18 protein-coding genes and 2 other annotated features are annotated in these 15,199 nt (G+C 52.6%); all 18 genes read left to right on the forward strand.

Going from position 1 to position 15,199, the window contains the following annotated elements; genetic code table 11:
• Nucleotides 1–54 precede the first annotated feature (54 nt).
• The 18 genes from radA to NSQ51_RS00615 all read left to right on the forward strand — a co-directional run bounded on the left by radA (nucleotide 55) and on the right by NSQ51_RS00615 (nucleotide 14,998).
• Complete coding sequence (gene radA / locus NSQ51_RS00530; protein WP_033017265.1) at nucleotides 55–1,425, forward strand: DNA repair protein RadA; 1,371 nt, start codon at nucleotides 55–57, stop codon at nucleotides 1,423–1,425.
• A gap of 285 nt (nucleotides 1,426–1,710) precedes the next feature.
• Entirely contained in the window at nucleotides 1,711–2,805 is a 1,095-nt protein-coding gene (locus NSQ51_RS00535; RefSeq protein ID WP_033017264.1) for a PIN/TRAM domain-containing protein, read from the forward strand.
• A 21-nt stretch (nucleotides 2,806–2,826) separates the two neighbouring features.
• Entirely contained in the window at nucleotides 2,827–3,513 is a 687-nt protein-coding gene (gene ispD, locus NSQ51_RS00540) for a 2-C-methyl-D-erythritol 4-phosphate cytidylyltransferase (protein ID WP_121649982.1), read from the forward strand.
• A gap of 14 nt (nucleotides 3,514–3,527) precedes the next feature.
• Nucleotides 3,528–4,010: a 2-C-methyl-D-erythritol 2,4-cyclodiphosphate synthase gene (ispF, locus tag NSQ51_RS00545; protein WP_033008623.1), complete on the forward strand. Its 483-nt coding sequence runs from the start codon at nucleotides 3,528–3,530 to the stop codon at nucleotides 4,008–4,010.
• Between the two features lie 106 nt (nucleotides 4,011–4,116).
• Nucleotides 4,117–5,586 (forward strand): glutamate--tRNA ligase, encoded by a 1,470-nt coding sequence (gene gltX / locus NSQ51_RS00550; RefSeq protein ID WP_033008710.1) that lies wholly within the window; start codon nucleotides 4,117–4,119, stop codon nucleotides 5,584–5,586.
• 75 nt (nucleotides 5,587–5,661) lie between these two features.
• Nucleotides 5,662–5,900, forward strand: a binding site (T-box leader).
• Between the two features lie 24 nt (nucleotides 5,901–5,924).
• Nucleotides 5,925–6,635: a serine O-acetyltransferase gene (gene cysE / locus NSQ51_RS00555; RefSeq protein WP_230581422.1), complete on the forward strand. Its 711-nt coding sequence runs from the start codon at nucleotides 5,925–5,927 to the stop codon at nucleotides 6,633–6,635.
• Nucleotides 6,613–8,022, forward strand: a complete 1,410-nt coding sequence (gene cysS / locus NSQ51_RS00560) for a cysteine--tRNA ligase (RefSeq protein WP_033017262.1) — start codon at nucleotides 6,613–6,615, stop codon at nucleotides 8,020–8,022. The genes cysE and cysS overlap by 23 nt, the downstream gene beginning before the upstream one ends.
• A 3-nt stretch (nucleotides 8,023–8,025) precedes the next feature.
• On the forward strand, nucleotides 8,026–8,448 hold the full coding sequence (locus NSQ51_RS00565; protein ID WP_033017259.1) for a Mini-ribonuclease 3: 423 nt from the start codon (nucleotides 8,026–8,028) through the stop codon (nucleotides 8,446–8,448).
• Entirely contained in the window at nucleotides 8,448–9,185 is a 738-nt protein-coding gene (gene rlmB, locus NSQ51_RS00570; protein ID WP_064213560.1) for a 23S rRNA (guanosine(2251)-2'-O)-methyltransferase RlmB, read from the forward strand. Before NSQ51_RS00565 ends, rlmB begins: the two co-directional genes overlap by 1 nt.
• Nucleotides 9,186–9,188: 3 nt before the next feature.
• Nucleotides 9,189–9,701 (forward strand): NYN domain-containing protein, encoded by a 513-nt coding sequence (locus tag NSQ51_RS00575; protein ID WP_064213561.1) that lies wholly within the window; start codon nucleotides 9,189–9,191, stop codon nucleotides 9,699–9,701.
• A gap of 71 nt (nucleotides 9,702–9,772) precedes the next feature.
• The gene (gene sigH / locus NSQ51_RS00580; protein ID WP_033017272.1) at nucleotides 9,773–10,423 is read left to right on the forward strand and encodes an RNA polymerase sporulation sigma factor SigH; all 651 of its coding nucleotides are present in this window, start codon (nucleotides 9,773–9,775) and stop codon (nucleotides 10,421–10,423) included.
• Between the two features lie 297 nt (nucleotides 10,424–10,720).
• Entirely contained in the window at nucleotides 10,721–10,903 is a 183-nt protein-coding gene (gene secE / locus NSQ51_RS00585) for a preprotein translocase subunit SecE (RefSeq protein ID WP_033017257.1), read from the forward strand.
• Between the two features lie 112 nt (nucleotides 10,904–11,015).
• Nucleotides 11,016–11,549 carry a transcription termination/antitermination protein NusG gene (nusG, locus tag NSQ51_RS00590; RefSeq protein ID WP_033017255.1) on the forward strand — a complete coding sequence of 178 codons (534 nt, stop codon included), beginning with the start codon at nucleotides 11,016–11,018 and terminating at the stop codon, nucleotides 11,547–11,549.
• 241 nt (nucleotides 11,550–11,790) lie between these two features.
• The gene (gene rplK, locus NSQ51_RS00595) at nucleotides 11,791–12,216 is read left to right on the forward strand and encodes a 50S ribosomal protein L11 (protein ID WP_044746824.1); all 426 of its coding nucleotides are present in this window, start codon (nucleotides 11,791–11,793) and stop codon (nucleotides 12,214–12,216) included.
• A gap of 181 nt (nucleotides 12,217–12,397) precedes the next feature.
• Nucleotides 12,398–13,099, forward strand: a complete 702-nt coding sequence (gene rplA, locus NSQ51_RS00600; RefSeq protein WP_033017251.1) for a 50S ribosomal protein L1 — start codon at nucleotides 12,398–12,400, stop codon at nucleotides 13,097–13,099.
• Between the two features lie 47 nt (nucleotides 13,100–13,146).
• Nucleotides 13,147–13,312, forward strand: a sequence feature (ribosomal protein L10 leader region).
• Between the two features lie 47 nt (nucleotides 13,313–13,359).
• Nucleotides 13,360–13,860, forward strand: coding sequence for a 50S ribosomal protein L10 (gene rplJ / locus NSQ51_RS00605; protein ID WP_033017249.1), 501 nt, complete (start codon nucleotides 13,360–13,362; stop codon nucleotides 13,858–13,860).
• A 54-nt stretch (nucleotides 13,861–13,914) separates the two neighbouring features.
• Nucleotides 13,915–14,283 carry a 50S ribosomal protein L7/L12 gene (gene rplL, locus NSQ51_RS00610; RefSeq protein WP_012820484.1) on the forward strand — a complete coding sequence of 123 codons (369 nt, stop codon included), beginning with the start codon at nucleotides 13,915–13,917 and terminating at the stop codon, nucleotides 14,281–14,283.
• 112 nt (nucleotides 14,284–14,395) lie between these two features.
• Entirely contained in the window at nucleotides 14,396–14,998 is a 603-nt protein-coding gene (locus tag NSQ51_RS00615; protein ID WP_049624213.1) for a class I SAM-dependent methyltransferase, read from the forward strand.
• Nucleotides 14,999–15,199: the final 201 nt, after the last annotated feature.

Here is a 15,199-nt window from a genome sequence, read left to right on the forward strand (position 1 = left end):
ATGCTGCCCATACCTTTTTTCCATATGGAACACAAGAGAGAAAGGGTTAGTTCAATGGCGAAAAAGAAGACGAAATTTGTTTGCCAAGAGTGCGGATACGAATCGGCGAAGTGGCTCGGCCGCTGCCCGGGATGCCAAACGTGGAACTCATTCGTCGAGGAAATCGAGCCGGTCAGAACCGCTGTGCGTGGGGCATTTCTCCATTCGGAGCCGTCCGGGTCCGCTAAACCGGTTCCGATTACTGCCGTTGCCGCGGTGCAAGAGCCGCGCATCGAAACGAACAGTGCAGAGTTCAATCGCGTGCTCGGTGGGGGGATCGTCAAAGGGTCGCTCGTCTTAATCGGCGGCGACCCCGGCATCGGCAAGTCGACGCTGTTGCTGCAGGCCTCAGCGCAACTGGCGGCTAGGCATACAGTGTTGTATGTATCGGGCGAGGAATCCGTCAAACAGGTAAAACTGCGCGCTGGGCGCCTTCGCGCCGAGTCCGATCATCTGTATGTGTTAGCGGAGGCGAATTTGGAATATATTGTATCAGCGATTGAAACGATTCAGCCCTCCTGTGTCGTGATTGATTCAATCCAGACGGTGTACCGGACGGATATTACGTCAGCGCCGGGCAGTGTCGCCCAAGTGCGCGAGTGCACCGCTGAGTTGATGAAAATCGCCAAAACAAAAGGCGTCGCCATTTTTATCGTCGGCCATGTGACGAAAGAAGGGGCGATCGCCGGGCCGCGCATTCTCGAGCATATGGTCGATACCGTCCTTTATTTTGAGGGGGAGCGGCATCATACGTACCGCATTTTGCGGGCGGTGAAAAACCGCTTCGGTTCGACGAATGAAATCGGTATTTTTGAAATGCGCGACATCGGGCTGCGGGAAGTGGAAAATCCGTCCGAAGTGTTTTTGGAAGAGCGATCGCACGGGGCGGCGGGTTCGACGGTGGTGGCGGCCATGGAAGGGACGCGCCCGGTTCTGGTGGAAATTCAAGCGCTCGTTTCGCCGACAAGCTTCGGCAACCCGAGGCGGATGGCGACCGGCCTCGATCATAACCGCGTGTCGTTGCTTATGGCCGTATTGGAAAAGCGGGTCGGGCTGCTGTTGCAAAACCAAGATGCCTATTTGAAGGTGGCGGGCGGAGTGAAGCTTGATGAGCCGGCCATTGACCTAGCCATCGCCGTCAGCATCGCCTCAAGCTTTCGCGATCGGCCGACCAATCCGACCGACGTCATTATCGGTGAAGTCGGGTTGACCGGGGAAGTGCGGCGTGTCTCCCGCATTGAACAGCGTGTGCAAGAGGCTGTCAAACTAGGTTTTTCCCGTGTCATTGTACCGAAAAACAATTTGGCAGGTTGGCAGCCGCCGGCAAGCGTTCAGGTGATCGGCGTTTCCCATGTGGCTGAGGCGCTCGAGCACACGATGATTTGAACGCTTTCTTCGGGGGAACGGGCAAATAGGAAACGGCTGGGGGCGCTCGCTAAAGCATCCTCTTGCTCCGCCCCGATCATGTTTTGCATGAAATGACCGAACTTTTTGTTTCGAACAACGTAAATATATATAGGGGGGCAACGTCCTTCCGCTGTGCACAGGCGTCCAGCGCGAATTGTTACAAGCGGATGTCGAATGTTCAAAAATGGTTAAAAATTGGGTTTCGGTTGGTTTCAAACATTGGAAACTGTTTATAATGTTAGATAGGGAGGTGAAGATGAGCCGATGGTCAAACGTGTCGTACAACTATTTTTTTTCGCCGTAGGCGGAACGCTGGGCGCCATGTTTTTGCCTGATTTGCTTGCGCTGTTGAATGTAAGCGACATGCCGCTCATCCATAATTCCTATACGTTGGCGGTGTTGGGCGCTGTTCTTTTCTTTTTGTTGACGTTTTGGCTTGTGGATTATGTTGTGGACATGGTGCGCTGGGTCGAGGAAACATTGGTAAGGGCGCCTGCTGCTGACGTGCTGTTTGGCAGCCTCGGGCTGATTTTTGGTCTTATTATTGCGTTTTTGGTCGTCATGCCGCTGCAATCGTTTCGAATTCAAGTGTTGAACACGGTGCTGCCGATTTTTTTGACGATCTTGCTTGGCTATTTAGGGTTTCGTGTCGGCTTAAAGAAACGGAATGAGCTGATGAACTTATTTTCTCTTTCCAATCGAATGACAAAGAAAAAAGGCGGAGAAACCGAGAACGAGGCGCCGAAAGGTGGAGCGGTGAAAATTTTGGACACAAGCGTCATCATCGATGGGCGGATCGCGGACATTTGCCAAACCGGGTTTTTGGAAGGCCCGCTTGTCATTCCCCGTTTTGTGTTAGAGGAGCTCCAGCATATCGCCGACTCCTCCGATGTGCTGAAGCGAAACCGCGGCCGCCGCGGCTTGGATATTTTAAACCGCATTCAAAAAGAGATGGCGATGAAGGTGGAAATTCATGAGGCCGACTTCAGCGATGTGCAAGAAGTCGACAGCAAGCTCGTCAAACTAGCCAAACAGCTTCAAGGCGTCGTCGTCACAAACGATTTCAACTTGAACAAAGTGTGTGAGCTACAAAACGTGCGCGTCCTTAATATCAACGATTTGGCTAATGCCGTCAAGCCGATCGTCCTGCCGGGCGAGGAGCTGAATGTGCATGTCATTAAGGACGGAAAGGAACATAACCAGGGCGTTGCTTACTTGGATGACGGAACGATGATTGTTGTCGAAGACGGCAAAGAATATATCGGCAAACGGGTTGACGTCCTAGTCACCAGCGTGTTACAAACATCTGCGGGGAGAATGATTTTTGCCAAGCTGAAGCTGTTGCAAAAAGCGCTGTAAACAGAACAGGGGAAACGTCCAATGAACTACGAAGCGATTGTCTTGGCGGCCGGACAAGGAAAGAGGATGAACGCCGGTATGAATAAGCAGTTTATTGAACTAGGTGGCGAACCGCTCATCGTCCGGACGCTGAAGGTGTTCGACCGCGATGAACGGTGCGCCCGCGTCGTGCTTGTCGTGAATCAGGCGGAGCGAAGCCGCTTTGAGCAACTTGTCGTTCGTTTTCGTATCAAAAAAGTGGCAGCGTTCGCTGAGGGCGGCGAGGAGCGGCAACATAGCGTCTATAACGGGCTGCAGGCGTTAGAGGGACGGGGCATTGTCCTGATCCACGACGGCGCCCGCCCGTTTATTCACGTCCGCCATTTGCATGAGCTGGCGGATGCAGCCGCCCGATACGGGGCAGCGGTCCCGGCTGTGCGGGTGAAAGACACAATCAAAAAAGTGGACGGTTTGTTTGTCGAACAGACGATTGATCGTTCCAGCTTGTGGGCGGTGCAGACGCCACAAGCTTTTCGTCTGTCTTTGATCGCCGAGGCGCATGAGGCTGCGAAACGGGAAGGCTATCTTGGCACGGACGACGCCAGCCTCGTCGAGCGGCTCGGCAAGCCGGTGAAAATTGTAGAAGGGGACTACCGCAACATTAAACTGACGACTCCGGAAGACATTTTGTTTGCCGAGGCGATTTTAGCGAGCCGCGTCGCAGAGTAAACGGAGGTGAAGACATGTTTCGCATCGGACAAGGGTTTGACGTTCACCAGCTCGTTGAAGGGCGTCCGCTTATCATTGGCGGCGTACATATTCCGCATGAGAAAGGGCTGCTCGGCCATTCGGATGCCGATGTGCTGCTCCACGCGGTGGCGGACGCGTGCCTTGGAGCGATTGGCGCCGGCGATATCGGACGGCATTTTCCTGATGATGACCCGCGCTATAAAGACGCGGACTCAACCGAATTGTTGGCGCACGTATGGACGCTCGTCCGGAAGGAAGGGTATGCATTGGTGAACGCCGACTGTACGATTATCGCTCAAAAGCCGAAAATGGCTCCGTACATTGAGGAGATGAAAGCCGTGATCGCCCGCCTGCTTGAAGCCGAGCGCACACAAGTGAACGTCAAGGCGACGACAACGGAAAAACTCGGGTTCACCGGGCGCGGGGAAGGCATTGCCGCCCAAGCGGTCGTGTTGCTTAAAAAGAGCGGGGAGTAAGGCGCAACCGTTAGGCGCCGAATGGGGCGAGCCGTCCGTTTTGAACTTTGCCGCGATAAACGGTACAATAAGGGTACAAGTTTGGATGAAAGTGGAGGGTTGGACGATGGCAAAAGATGTGCGCGTGCGCTATGCGCCGAGCCCGACCGGCCATTTGCATATCGGAGGGGCGCGGACCGCGCTGTTTAACTATTTGTTTGCTCGCCATCACGGCGGAAAAATGATCGTCCGCATCGAGGATACGGATATCGAACGGAACGTGGAAGGCGGCGAACAGTCGCAGCTCGAAAACTTACAATGGCTCGGCATCGATTATGACGAGTCCGTTGATAAAGATGGCGGCTATGGGCCGTACCGCCAGACGGAGCGGCTTGATATATACCGGAAGTATGTGGACGAACTGCTCGAGCAAGGACATGCGTACAAATGTTTTTGCACGCCGGAAGAGCTTGAGCGGGAGCGGGAGGAGCAGCGTGCGGCCGGCATCGCCGCTCCGCAATACAGCGGCAAGTGCCGCCGTTTGACGCCGGAACAGGTCGCGGAACTTGAGGCGCAAGGCAAGCCGTATACGATCCGCCTCAAGGTGCCGGAAGGGAAAACATACGAAGTCGACGATCTGGTGCGCGGCAAAGTGACGTTTGAATCGAAAGATATCGGCGATTGGGTCATTGTGAAGGCGAACGGTATTCCGACGTACAACTTTGCCGTCGTCATCGACGACCACCTTATGGAGATCAGCCATGTGTTCCGCGGTGAGGAGCATTTGTCCAACACGCCGAAGCAGCTGATGGTGTATGAATATTTTGGCTGGGAGCCGCCGCAGTTTGCCCATTTGACGTTGATTGTCAACGAACAGCGGAAAAAGTTGTCCAAGCGCGATGAGTCAATCATTCAGTTCGTGTCGCAATACAAAGAGCTCGGCTATTTGCCGGAAGCGATGTTCAACTTTTTCGCCCTCTTAGGCTGGTCGCCGGAAGGGGAGGAAGAAATTTTTTCGAAAGACGAGCTCATCCGCATCTTCGACGTTTCGCGGCTGTCAAAGTCGCCGTCGATGTTTGACACGAAAAAGCTGACATGGATGAACAATCAATACATCAAAAAACTCGATTTGGACCGGCTCGTCGAATTGGCTTTGCCGCATTTGGTGAAAGCCGGGCGCTTGCCGGCGGACATGAGCGACGAACAGCGGCAGTGGGCGCGCGATTTAATCGCACTGTATCAAGAGCAAATGAGCTACGGGGCGGAGATTGTTCCGTTGTCCGAGTTGTTCTTTAAGGAAGAAGTCGAATACGAAGATGAGGCGCGCCAAGTGCTCGCCGAAGAACAAGTGCCCGACGTGCTTTCGGCCTTTTTGGCCCATGTGCGGGACCTCGACCCGTTTACAGCCGACGAAATTAAAGCGGCGATTAAGGCGGTGCAAAAGGCGACCGGACAAAAAGGGAAAAAGCTGTTTATGCCAATTCGCGCCGCGGTGACCGGGCAAACGCACGGGCCGGAGCTTCCGTTTGCCATTCAGCTGCTCGGCAAACAAAAAGTAATCGAGCGGCTCGAGCGGGCGCTGCAAGAAAAATTTTAGCGGAATAGGTGTGCACGTTTGCGTAGTGCGTGTGGTATAATAATACAAAGTTTATCGGTTGAACAAGCGCATAGTGAAAAAGCGTTGACGAGGAGAAGTAGGAAACGCCGTCATCCCAGAGAGAGTCGCCTTGGCTGGAAGCGGCTTATGCCCGGCGTTATCCGAAATGCGCCTCGGAGTCTCCTTTCGAACCGGAACAGAGACGTTCTGCAGTAGAGAGGAGCGGAGCCTCTCCGTTATCGGACTCGAGTGAGTGAAACGGCGTTTTCCCGTTTCGCTAAACAGAGTGGAACCGCGCCAAAAGCGTCTCTGTGTCTTCGGCACAGGGACGCTTTTTTATTCAAAACAACTTAGAGGGATGGAGGGAGGACATGATGTTTAAAACGTTAAAAGAGGATATTGAGGTCATTTTTGAGCAAGACCCGGCGGCAAGAAGCTACCTGGAAGTCATTTTAACGTACTCCGGTCTGCATGCCATTTGGGCGCATCGGATCGCTCATGCGCTTTACAAACGGAAATTTTACTTTCTTGCCCGGTTGATTTCGCAAATCAGCCGCTTTTTCACCGGCATTGAAATTCATCCGGGCGCCAAAATCGGCCGCCGCTTTTTCATCGACCACGGCATGGGTGTGGTGATCGGCGAAACGTGCGAAATCGGCGACAATGTCACGGTCTATCAAGGGGTCACATTAGGAGGGACAGGGAAAGAAAAAGGGAAGCGGCACCCGACGATCAAAGACAACTGTTTGATCGCTGCCGGCGCGAAAGTGCTCGGGTCGATTACGATCGGCGAAAACTCGAAAATTGGCGCCGGGTCGGTCGTGTTAAAAGACGTGCCGCCCAACTCAACCGTCGTTGGCATTCCGGGCCGCGTGGTTGTGCGTGATGGAGTGAAAGTGAAAAAAGATTTGAACCACACCGACCTGCCAGATCCGATCGCTGACCGGTTCCGGGAGCTTGAAGAGGAGATCGTCCGGCTGAAAAGCGAGTTGGAGGCATTGAAACAGCAAGAAAGGAAGAGCGAGTATGAGCAGCATCCGGCTTTATAATACGTTGACGCGAAAAAAGGAACCGTTTGAGCCGCTTGAGCCCAACAAGGTCAAAATGTATGTATGCGGTCCTACCGTTTACAACTATATCCATATCGGGAACGCCCGGGCCGCCATCGTCTTTGACACGATCCGCCGCTATTTGGAGTTCCGCGGCTACGACGTGACGTACGTATCCAATTTTACCGATGTCGACGACAAACTGATTAAGGCGGCCCGCGAGCTTGGCGAAAGCGTTCCGGCGATTGCCGAGCGGTTTATCGAGGCGTATTTTGAAGACATTCAGGCGCTTGGCTGCAAAAAGGCGGACATCCACCCGCGCGTGACAGAAAATATCGGGACGATTATCGAATTCATCCAAGCGCTCATCGACAAGGGGTATGCGTACGAGGTGGATGGCGACGTCTACTACCGGACGCGCAAGTTTCCCGGTTACGGCAAGCTGTCGCACCAATCGATCGATGAATTGCAGGCTGGAGCGCGCATCGAAGTCGGCGAGAAAAAAGACGACCCGCTCGATTTCGCCCTTTGGAAAGCGGCGAAAGAAGGAGAGATTTGTTGGGACAGTCCATGGGGGAAAGGGCGGCCGGGTTGGCATATCGAATGCTCGGCGATGGCGCGCAAATATTTAGGCGATACGATCGATATCCACGCCGGCGGCCAAGATTTGACGTTCCCGCACCATGAAAACGAAATCGCCCAGTCAGAGGCTTTGACCGGCAAACCGTTTGCGAAATATTGGCTGCACAACGGGTATTTAAATATTAACAACGAAAAAATGTCGAAGTCGCTCGGCAACTTCGTGCTCGTCCACGATATCATCCGGCAGATTGACCCGCAAGTGCTGCGCTTCTTTATGTTGTCGGTGCACTATCGCCATCCGATCAACTACAGCGAAGAGCTGCTCGAGAGCGCCCGGCGCGGGCTCGAACGCTTAAGGACGGCATATGGCAACTTGCAGCACCGGCTCGGAGCGAGCACGAATTTAACCGACGACGATGACAAATGGCTGTCGCGCATCGCTGCGGTCCGCGAATCGTTCATCCGCGAAATGGACGACGATTTCAACACGGCGAACGGCATTGCGGTTCTATTTGAGCTGGCGAAACAAGCGAACTTGTATTTGCAGGAAAAGACGACATCGGAAACCGTTATTGGCGCCTTTTTGCGTGAATTTGAACAGTTGATGGACGTGCTTGGCCTCGATCCAAAGCCAAAGCAAGAAGAGCTGCTTGATGAGGAAATCGAGGCGCTGATCCAACAGCGCAACGAAGCGCGGAAAAACCGCGATTTCGCGCTGGCTGACCGCATTCGCGACGAGTTGAAGGCCAAAAACATTATTTTGGAAGATACGCCTCAAGGGACAAGATGGAAACGGGGATCATAAGCAATGGCGCAGTTTGAGACCGTTCATGATGTCAAACAATTAAATGGCTTGGCGCTCGCCTATATTGGCGATGCGGTTTATGAAGTGTACGTGCGCCGCCACTTGCTGGCGATGGGCAGCGTACGGCCGCACGAGCTGCATCGGCGGGCGATCCGCTACGTGTCGGCCCGGGCGCAAGCAAGAGTCATTTTAACCTTGCTTGATGAAGGCGTGTTGACGGAAGAGGAGCAAGCCATCGTCCGCCGCGGCCGCAACGCGAAATCAGGCACGATTCCGAAAAATACGGATGTGCAGACATACCGGCACAGCACCGCGTTCGAAGCGTTGATCGGCTATCATTTTTTACAGGACAACGGCCGGCGGGTCGACGAGTTAATCGGCCGTTCATTTGCGATTATTGAAAGGGAAGAAAGGGCGTTGGAATGATGGATTACATTATCGGCAGAAACCCGGTCATCGAGGCGCTCAAATCCGGGCGCGACATCAATAAAATCTGGATCGCGGAAGGAGCGCAGCGCCACGCCGTCGAGCCTGTCTTCGAATGGGCGAAGCGGCGGGGCGTGCTCGTCCAATATGTTCCGAAGCGCAAGCTTGACCAAATGGTTGACGGGGTGCACCAAGGGGTGATCGCCCAGGCGGCCGCATACCGCTATTACGAGGTCGACGATTTGTTTGCCCGCGCCGCCCGACGGGAAGAAGCGCCGTTTTTCCTCATTTTGGACGAAATCGAAGACCCGCATAACTTGGGCGCCATTATGCGCACCGCAGATGCGGTCGGAGCGCACGGGCTCATCATCCCGAAACGGCGGTCGGTGGGGTTGACGCCGACCGTAGCGAAGGCGTCAACCGGAGCGATCGAGCACGTTCCGGTCGCGCGCGTGACGAACTTGGCGCGGACGATCGACGAGCTGAAAGAGCGGGGCGTTTGGGTGGCTGGCACCGATGCAGACGCCAAAGATGACTACCGCTTCCTTGACGGCACGATGCCGTTGGCGCTGGTCATCGGCAGCGAGGGAAAAGGCATCAGCCGGTTAGTGCGGGAAAAGTGTGATTTCTTGTTTCGGCTGCCGATGCGGGGGCACGTCACTTCGCTCAACGCTTCTGTCGCCGCCAGTTTGCTCATGTACGAGGTGTACCGAAAGCGGTATCCGCTAGGGGAATAGCCGATGAACGTTTTAATTGTCGACGGTTACAACATCATCGGGGCATGGCCGGCGCTGCGCCGGCTGAAAGAGGAAGGCGATCTGGCAGCGGCAAGGGATTTGTTGATTGACAAACTGGCCGATTACAAAGGGTTCACCGGGGATCACGTCGTGGTCGTGTTTGACGCCCATCTCGTGCAGGGAAACGAGAAAAAGTATAAAAACTACGATATCGATGTCATTTTTACAAAGGAAAATGAGACAGCGGACGAACGGATTGAGCGGTTGGCGAAAACGCTCATCAACGCGCGCACCAAAGTGTATGTCGCGACATCGGATTATACGGAACAATGGACGGTGTTCGGTCAAGGCGCCTTGCGCAAATCGGCGCGCGAACTTCTGCACGAAATCGAAGAGGTGGAGCGGGATATTTCAAAAAAGTTGCAGTCAATGAAGCAGCATACACCGACCTTGAAAGTGCCGCTCAATGACATAGTTGCCGAAATTTTTGAAAAATGGCGGAGAGGGCAAAAATGAGCGGTTGACGCTGTAAAAATTTGCACTGTATAATAAATGTTAGCGATTGATGCGGTCGGGGGGGGATCAGCGTGGGGGAATGCTTAAAAGTAGACAAGCCAAAGGATTATAAACATTTAGAGGATGAACAGCTTGTTACACTTGTTCACGAAGGGGATGGAGAAGCGCTTGATTTTTTGATCCACAAATACCAAAACTTTGTGCGCGCCAAAGCCCGCTCATACTTTTTAGTCGGGGCTGACCGCGAGGACATTGTGCAGGAAGGGATGATCGGGCTGTACAAGGCAGTCCGCGATTTTAAGGGGGACAAGCTCTCTTCATTTAAAGCGTTTGCAGAACTATGCATCACGAGGCAAATGATTACCGCGATTAAAACCGCGACCCGCCAAAAGCACATTCCGCTCAACTCTTACGTTTCCTTGGACAAGCCGATTTACGACGACGAGTCGGACCGGACGCTGATGGACGTGTTGTCCGGCACGCAGGTGACCGACCCGGAAGAGCTGATTGTCAACCGCGAGGAAGTTGACGATATTGAGCTGAAAATGGCGGAATTGCTCAGCGATTTGGAGCGGAAAGTGCTCGCGTTGTATTTGGACGGGCGCTCGTACCAAGAAATTTCCGAAGAGTTAAACCGCCATGTCAAATCGATCGACAACGCCTTGCAGCGCGTCAAACGGAAGTTGGAGAAATATTTGGAATATCGGGAAATCAGTTTGTAGGCGGTGCATCGGCCGATGGCCGAACGGAGGCCAAAAGATGGCATTGACAGCGGAAATGCTGATATGATAAATTTTTATGGACATCTCGCGGGAACGGTCAAACGTTTATGTTAACGAGCAACGTTGGCTCGCGCGCAATGCGGGAGCCGAAACTGCACGGCTGCAAAACAGGCCGGTTGCCTTGGTGCAGGCGCTTGGCGGCCAACAAGTTTTGTTCGATGAGCAACAATCATACCGTCCATCGCGAGACGAAGCAGGCGGTGGGGACAGTTTTGATCAATCGTGGAGGTACGAGGGATGCAGCGAGTAATCAACTTTTTCAAAGAAGTCGTGCGGGAGTTGAAAAAAGTGAGCTGGCCGAGCCGGAAAGAACTAGTGAACTATACGGGAATCGTATTGGCTACGGTGGCGTTTTTCACCATCTTTTTCGCCGTTGTCGACCTCGGCATTTCGCAGTTGATTCGCCTTGTATTTGAATAAGCGGGCGGATGATATGCTATAATGAAAGATAATCGTGCGAACATGGAACCCGGAAACGGGTTTTTGTTTTGCGCAGAAAACAAAATGAAAACCGCCCTAGGGAGGCTCGCTGATGGAGAAAAACTGGTATGTCGTCCATACATATTCGGGATACGAAAATAAGGTGAAAGCCAATTTGGAGAAACGCGTTGAATCAATGGGAATGCAAGACAAGATTTTCCGTGTTGTCGTCCCGGAAGAAACGGAAACGGACATCAAAAACGGCAAACGGAAAACGACGAAAAAGAAAGTGTTCCCCGGTTATGTGCTTGTCGAAATGATCATGACCGACGATTCGTGGTACGTCGTGCGCAACACGCCGGGCGTGACCGGATTTGTCGGTTCGAGCGGGGCTGGTTCGAAACCGACGCCGCTCATGGAGGAAGAAGTCAAAATGATTTTGAAGCGGATGGGCATGCCGCTTACTGAGATTGATGTCGACTACGAGGTGAATGAAACGGTCCGGATTAAAGAAGGGCCGTTTGCCAACTTCACTGGAAAAATTGAGGTGGTTGACCTCGACAAACATAAGGTGAAGCTGCTTGTCGATATGTTTGGCCGCGAAACACGGGTGGAATTGGAGTTTTCGCAAATAGAAAAAATCTAATGGAAAAGAACTTGCAATCGTTGTTGAAAAGTGATACTATTTTAAAGTCAGTATGTCTTGAATCTTAGACAAGGCATGCAGCGATGAACTTATACGTGCTGTATAAGGGAGCGAACGTGCTTGATGCGCTAATCCTCCCGGCCGAAACGGGAGATATGAAAGCGGCTCGTCAGATCGGAGCCGGATGGAGTGGGAGGGGCAATCCCTAATACCACATCACGGACTTAAGGAGGTGTGTCTCGTGGCGAAAAAAGTAATCAAAATCGTCAAACTGCAAATTCCTGCAGGGAAAGCAAATCCGGCGCCGCCAGTAGGTCCTGCGTTAGGTCAAGCCGGTGTTAATATTATGGCGTTTTGCAAAGAGTTTAATGCCCGTACCGCTGACCAGGCAGGCTTGATCATTCCGGTTGAAATTACGGTTTTTGAAGACCGTTCGTTTACATTCATCACGAAAACGCCGCCGGCCGCTGTACTGTTGAAAAAAGCGGCGGGCATCGAATCGGGCTCCGGCGAACCGAACCGCAACAAAGTAGCGACGATCAAACGTGACAAAGTGCGCGAGATTGCTGAATTGAAAATGCCGGATTTGAATGCAGCGAGCATTGAAGCAGCCATGCGTATGATTGAAGGCACGGCTCGCAGCATGGGCATTGTGATTGAAGACTAAAGCCGGTGCGTCGTTTGTAGGGGAGGTTGCGTCATTGGGCAACCTCTCTCTCCATGAACAAAAACAGCAAGACGGGCCTGATGAATGGGCATCTGTCCGCTTCTTCGTTTTCGAAAGAAGCGAAGAACGTTCAATGTGGGAGGTTTTTCCGCTAAAACCACAACCGAGGAGGATTTTTCACATGCCGAAAAGAGGAAAGAAATACTTAGAAGCATTGAAACTCGTCGACCGCTCCAAAGCATACCCGATTGCTGAAGCAATCGAGCTCGTGAAAAAAACGAACGTCGCGAAATTTGATGCGACGGTGGAAGTTGCGTTCCGGTTGGGCGTTGACCCGAAAAAAGCGGACCAACAAATTCGCGGCGCTGTCGTTCTGCCGCACGGCACGGGGAAAGTAGCGCGCGTGTTAGTGTTCGCAAAAGGGGAAAAAGCGAAAGAAGCAGAAGCAGCTGGCGCTGACTATGTCGGCGATACAGAATACATCAATAAAATCCAGCAAGGCTGGTTTGACTTTGACGTCGTTGTTGCCACGCCGGATATGATGGGCGAGGTCGGGAAACTCGGTCGTATTTTGGGTCCGAAAGGGTTAATGCCAAACCCGAAAACCGGCACGGTCACGTTTGACGTTGCGAAAGCTGTGCAGGAGATCAAAGCTGGTAAAGTGGAATACCGCGTTGATAAAGCCGGCAACATTCATGTGCCGATCGGCAAAGTATCGTTCGACAACGAGAAACTGGCCGAAAACTTCGCCGCCGTCTACGAGGCGATTTTGAAAGCCAAACCGGCGGCAGCGAAAGGGACATACGTCAAAAACGTGACGATTACGTCAACGATGGGTCCTGGCATTAAAGTGGACCCGACGACGGTGGCTGTTGCACAGTAACGGTTGACTTTCTGCGTCGAGTCTGATAAAATGCCATTTGGCTGAACAAACGAATATCATTTATACCGTAGACAGTAGGTGCCTGTTTGAGGCTTAATTTCCTACCGAGGTATGTGGACGATAGAACAGCGCGCGCCCTGCGTCGGGGACGAGCGGCGGTGCGTTGAACGACACCTCCATGTCTACGCGGCATGGAGGTTTTTTATTGAGCAGACGGTATAAGTGGTATTCTCTCATTTTCCTTACAGGAGGTGCAGGACGTGTCGAGCGCGATTGAACTGAAAAAACAAGTGGTTGCCGAGATTGCGGACAAATTTCGCGCCAGCAAGGCAACCGTCATCGTCGATTACCGCGGCCTGAACGTGGCGGAAATGACCGAGTTGCGCAAACAGCTGCGCGAGGCAGGCGTCGAGTTTAAAGTGTACAAAAACACCTTGACCCGTCGGGCGCTCGCGGAAGTCGGCCTGGAAGGACTGGATGAAGTGTTCACCGGTCCAAATGCCATCGCCTTCAGCAATGAAGATGTTGTGGCGCCGGCAAAAATTTTAAGCGAGTTTGCGAAAACGCATGAGGCGTTGGAGATCAAAGGCGGCGTCATCGAAGGGAACATCGCCAGCAAAGAAGAAATCGATGCGTTGGCGAAGCTCCCGTCCCGCGAAGGGTTGCTTTCGATGTTGCTTAGCGTTCTCCAAGCCCCGATCCGCAACTTTGCGCTTGCGGTCAAAGCGGTGGCTGACAAGCAAGAAGAACAAGGCGCGTAATGGCGCATCGATATGTGCTTAACAATCATTCAGAAAACAAAGGAGGAAGTTGTGATGACGAAAGAACAAATCATTGAAGCAGTGAAAAATATGACCGTATTGGAATTAAACGAATTGGTGAAAGCGATCGAGGAAGAATTCGGCGTAACAGCTGCGGCTCCGGTTGTTGTCGCGGGCGGCGCAGCAGCCGGCGCTGAAGCAGCGGCAGAAAAAACGGAATTCGACGTCATTCTTGCCGACGCCGGCGCGCAAAAAATCAAAGTCATCAAAGTCGTTCGCGAAATCACTGGCCTCGGCCTGAAAGAAGCGAAAGACTTGGTCGACAACACCCCGAAGCCGATCAAAGAAGGCATTGCGAAAGAAGAAGCAGAAGAAATCAAAGCAAAACTCGAAGAAGCTGGCGCGAAAGTCGAAATCAAGTAATGGCTGCGCCATTGAAAAAAGAGGCTTGCCCGAAGCAAGGGACGGCCTCTTTTTTGTTACACTATATATACGGAAGGCAGTGCAGCCTGTCGACAAGGAGGAGGGGATGATGATGAGCGAGCATTATTACTCAGTCAATCCGACGTCGGAGCGAAACCCGCAAACGTGGACGTTTACGCTCCGGGGGCATGAATTTCGCTTTACAACCGACAGCGGAGTGTTTTCAAAGCGCGAAGTCGACTTTGGCACACGCCTGTTAATTGAAACGTTCGAGGAGCCGGGAGTGGCTGGGGATTTGTTGGATGTCGGCTGCGGATATGGGCCGATCGGGCTTGCCTTGGCCAAATCGTTTCCAAACCGGCGCGTTCACATGATTGATGTCAACGAGCGGGCGCTCGAACTGGCGCAGGAAAACAAGCAGGCAAACGGGATTGACAATGCGGTGATTTACAAAAGCGATCTTTTTTCGGAAGTCGGAGAACAGCGATTTGCAGCGGTCGTCACCAATCCGCCGATCCGGGCTGGCAAACGGGTCGTTTACGCGATTTTTGAACAAAGCCGCGATCATCTGCTCGATCATGGCGAGCTATGGGTCGTCATTCAAAAAAAGCAAGGCGCCCCATCGGCCTTGCAAAAGCTGAACGAATGCTTTCCTGCTGTAGAAGTCGTCGCGAAGAAAAAAGGATATTATATCATAAAGGCGAAAAAATGTTGACACCGTTTTTTTATTGTGGTAGCATTATAAAATGCTAAATATGCACATTTCCCACATGAGGGGATGACGTATATTTTTGGATATGATGGAAAAAATGATAAAATCAATATACAGCTAAACATATGGTTTTCTACTGGATAGAAACCATTTTCTTTTTTTCTCCATCCAACGCCTGGTTTCCTCGCACCGGGAGCGTGTGAA

The sequence above is a fragment of the Geobacillus sp. FSL K6-0789 genome (genome assembly GCF_038593135.1).
Lineage (GTDB): Bacteria > Bacillota > Bacilli > Bacillales > Anoxybacillaceae > Geobacillus > Geobacillus stearothermophilus.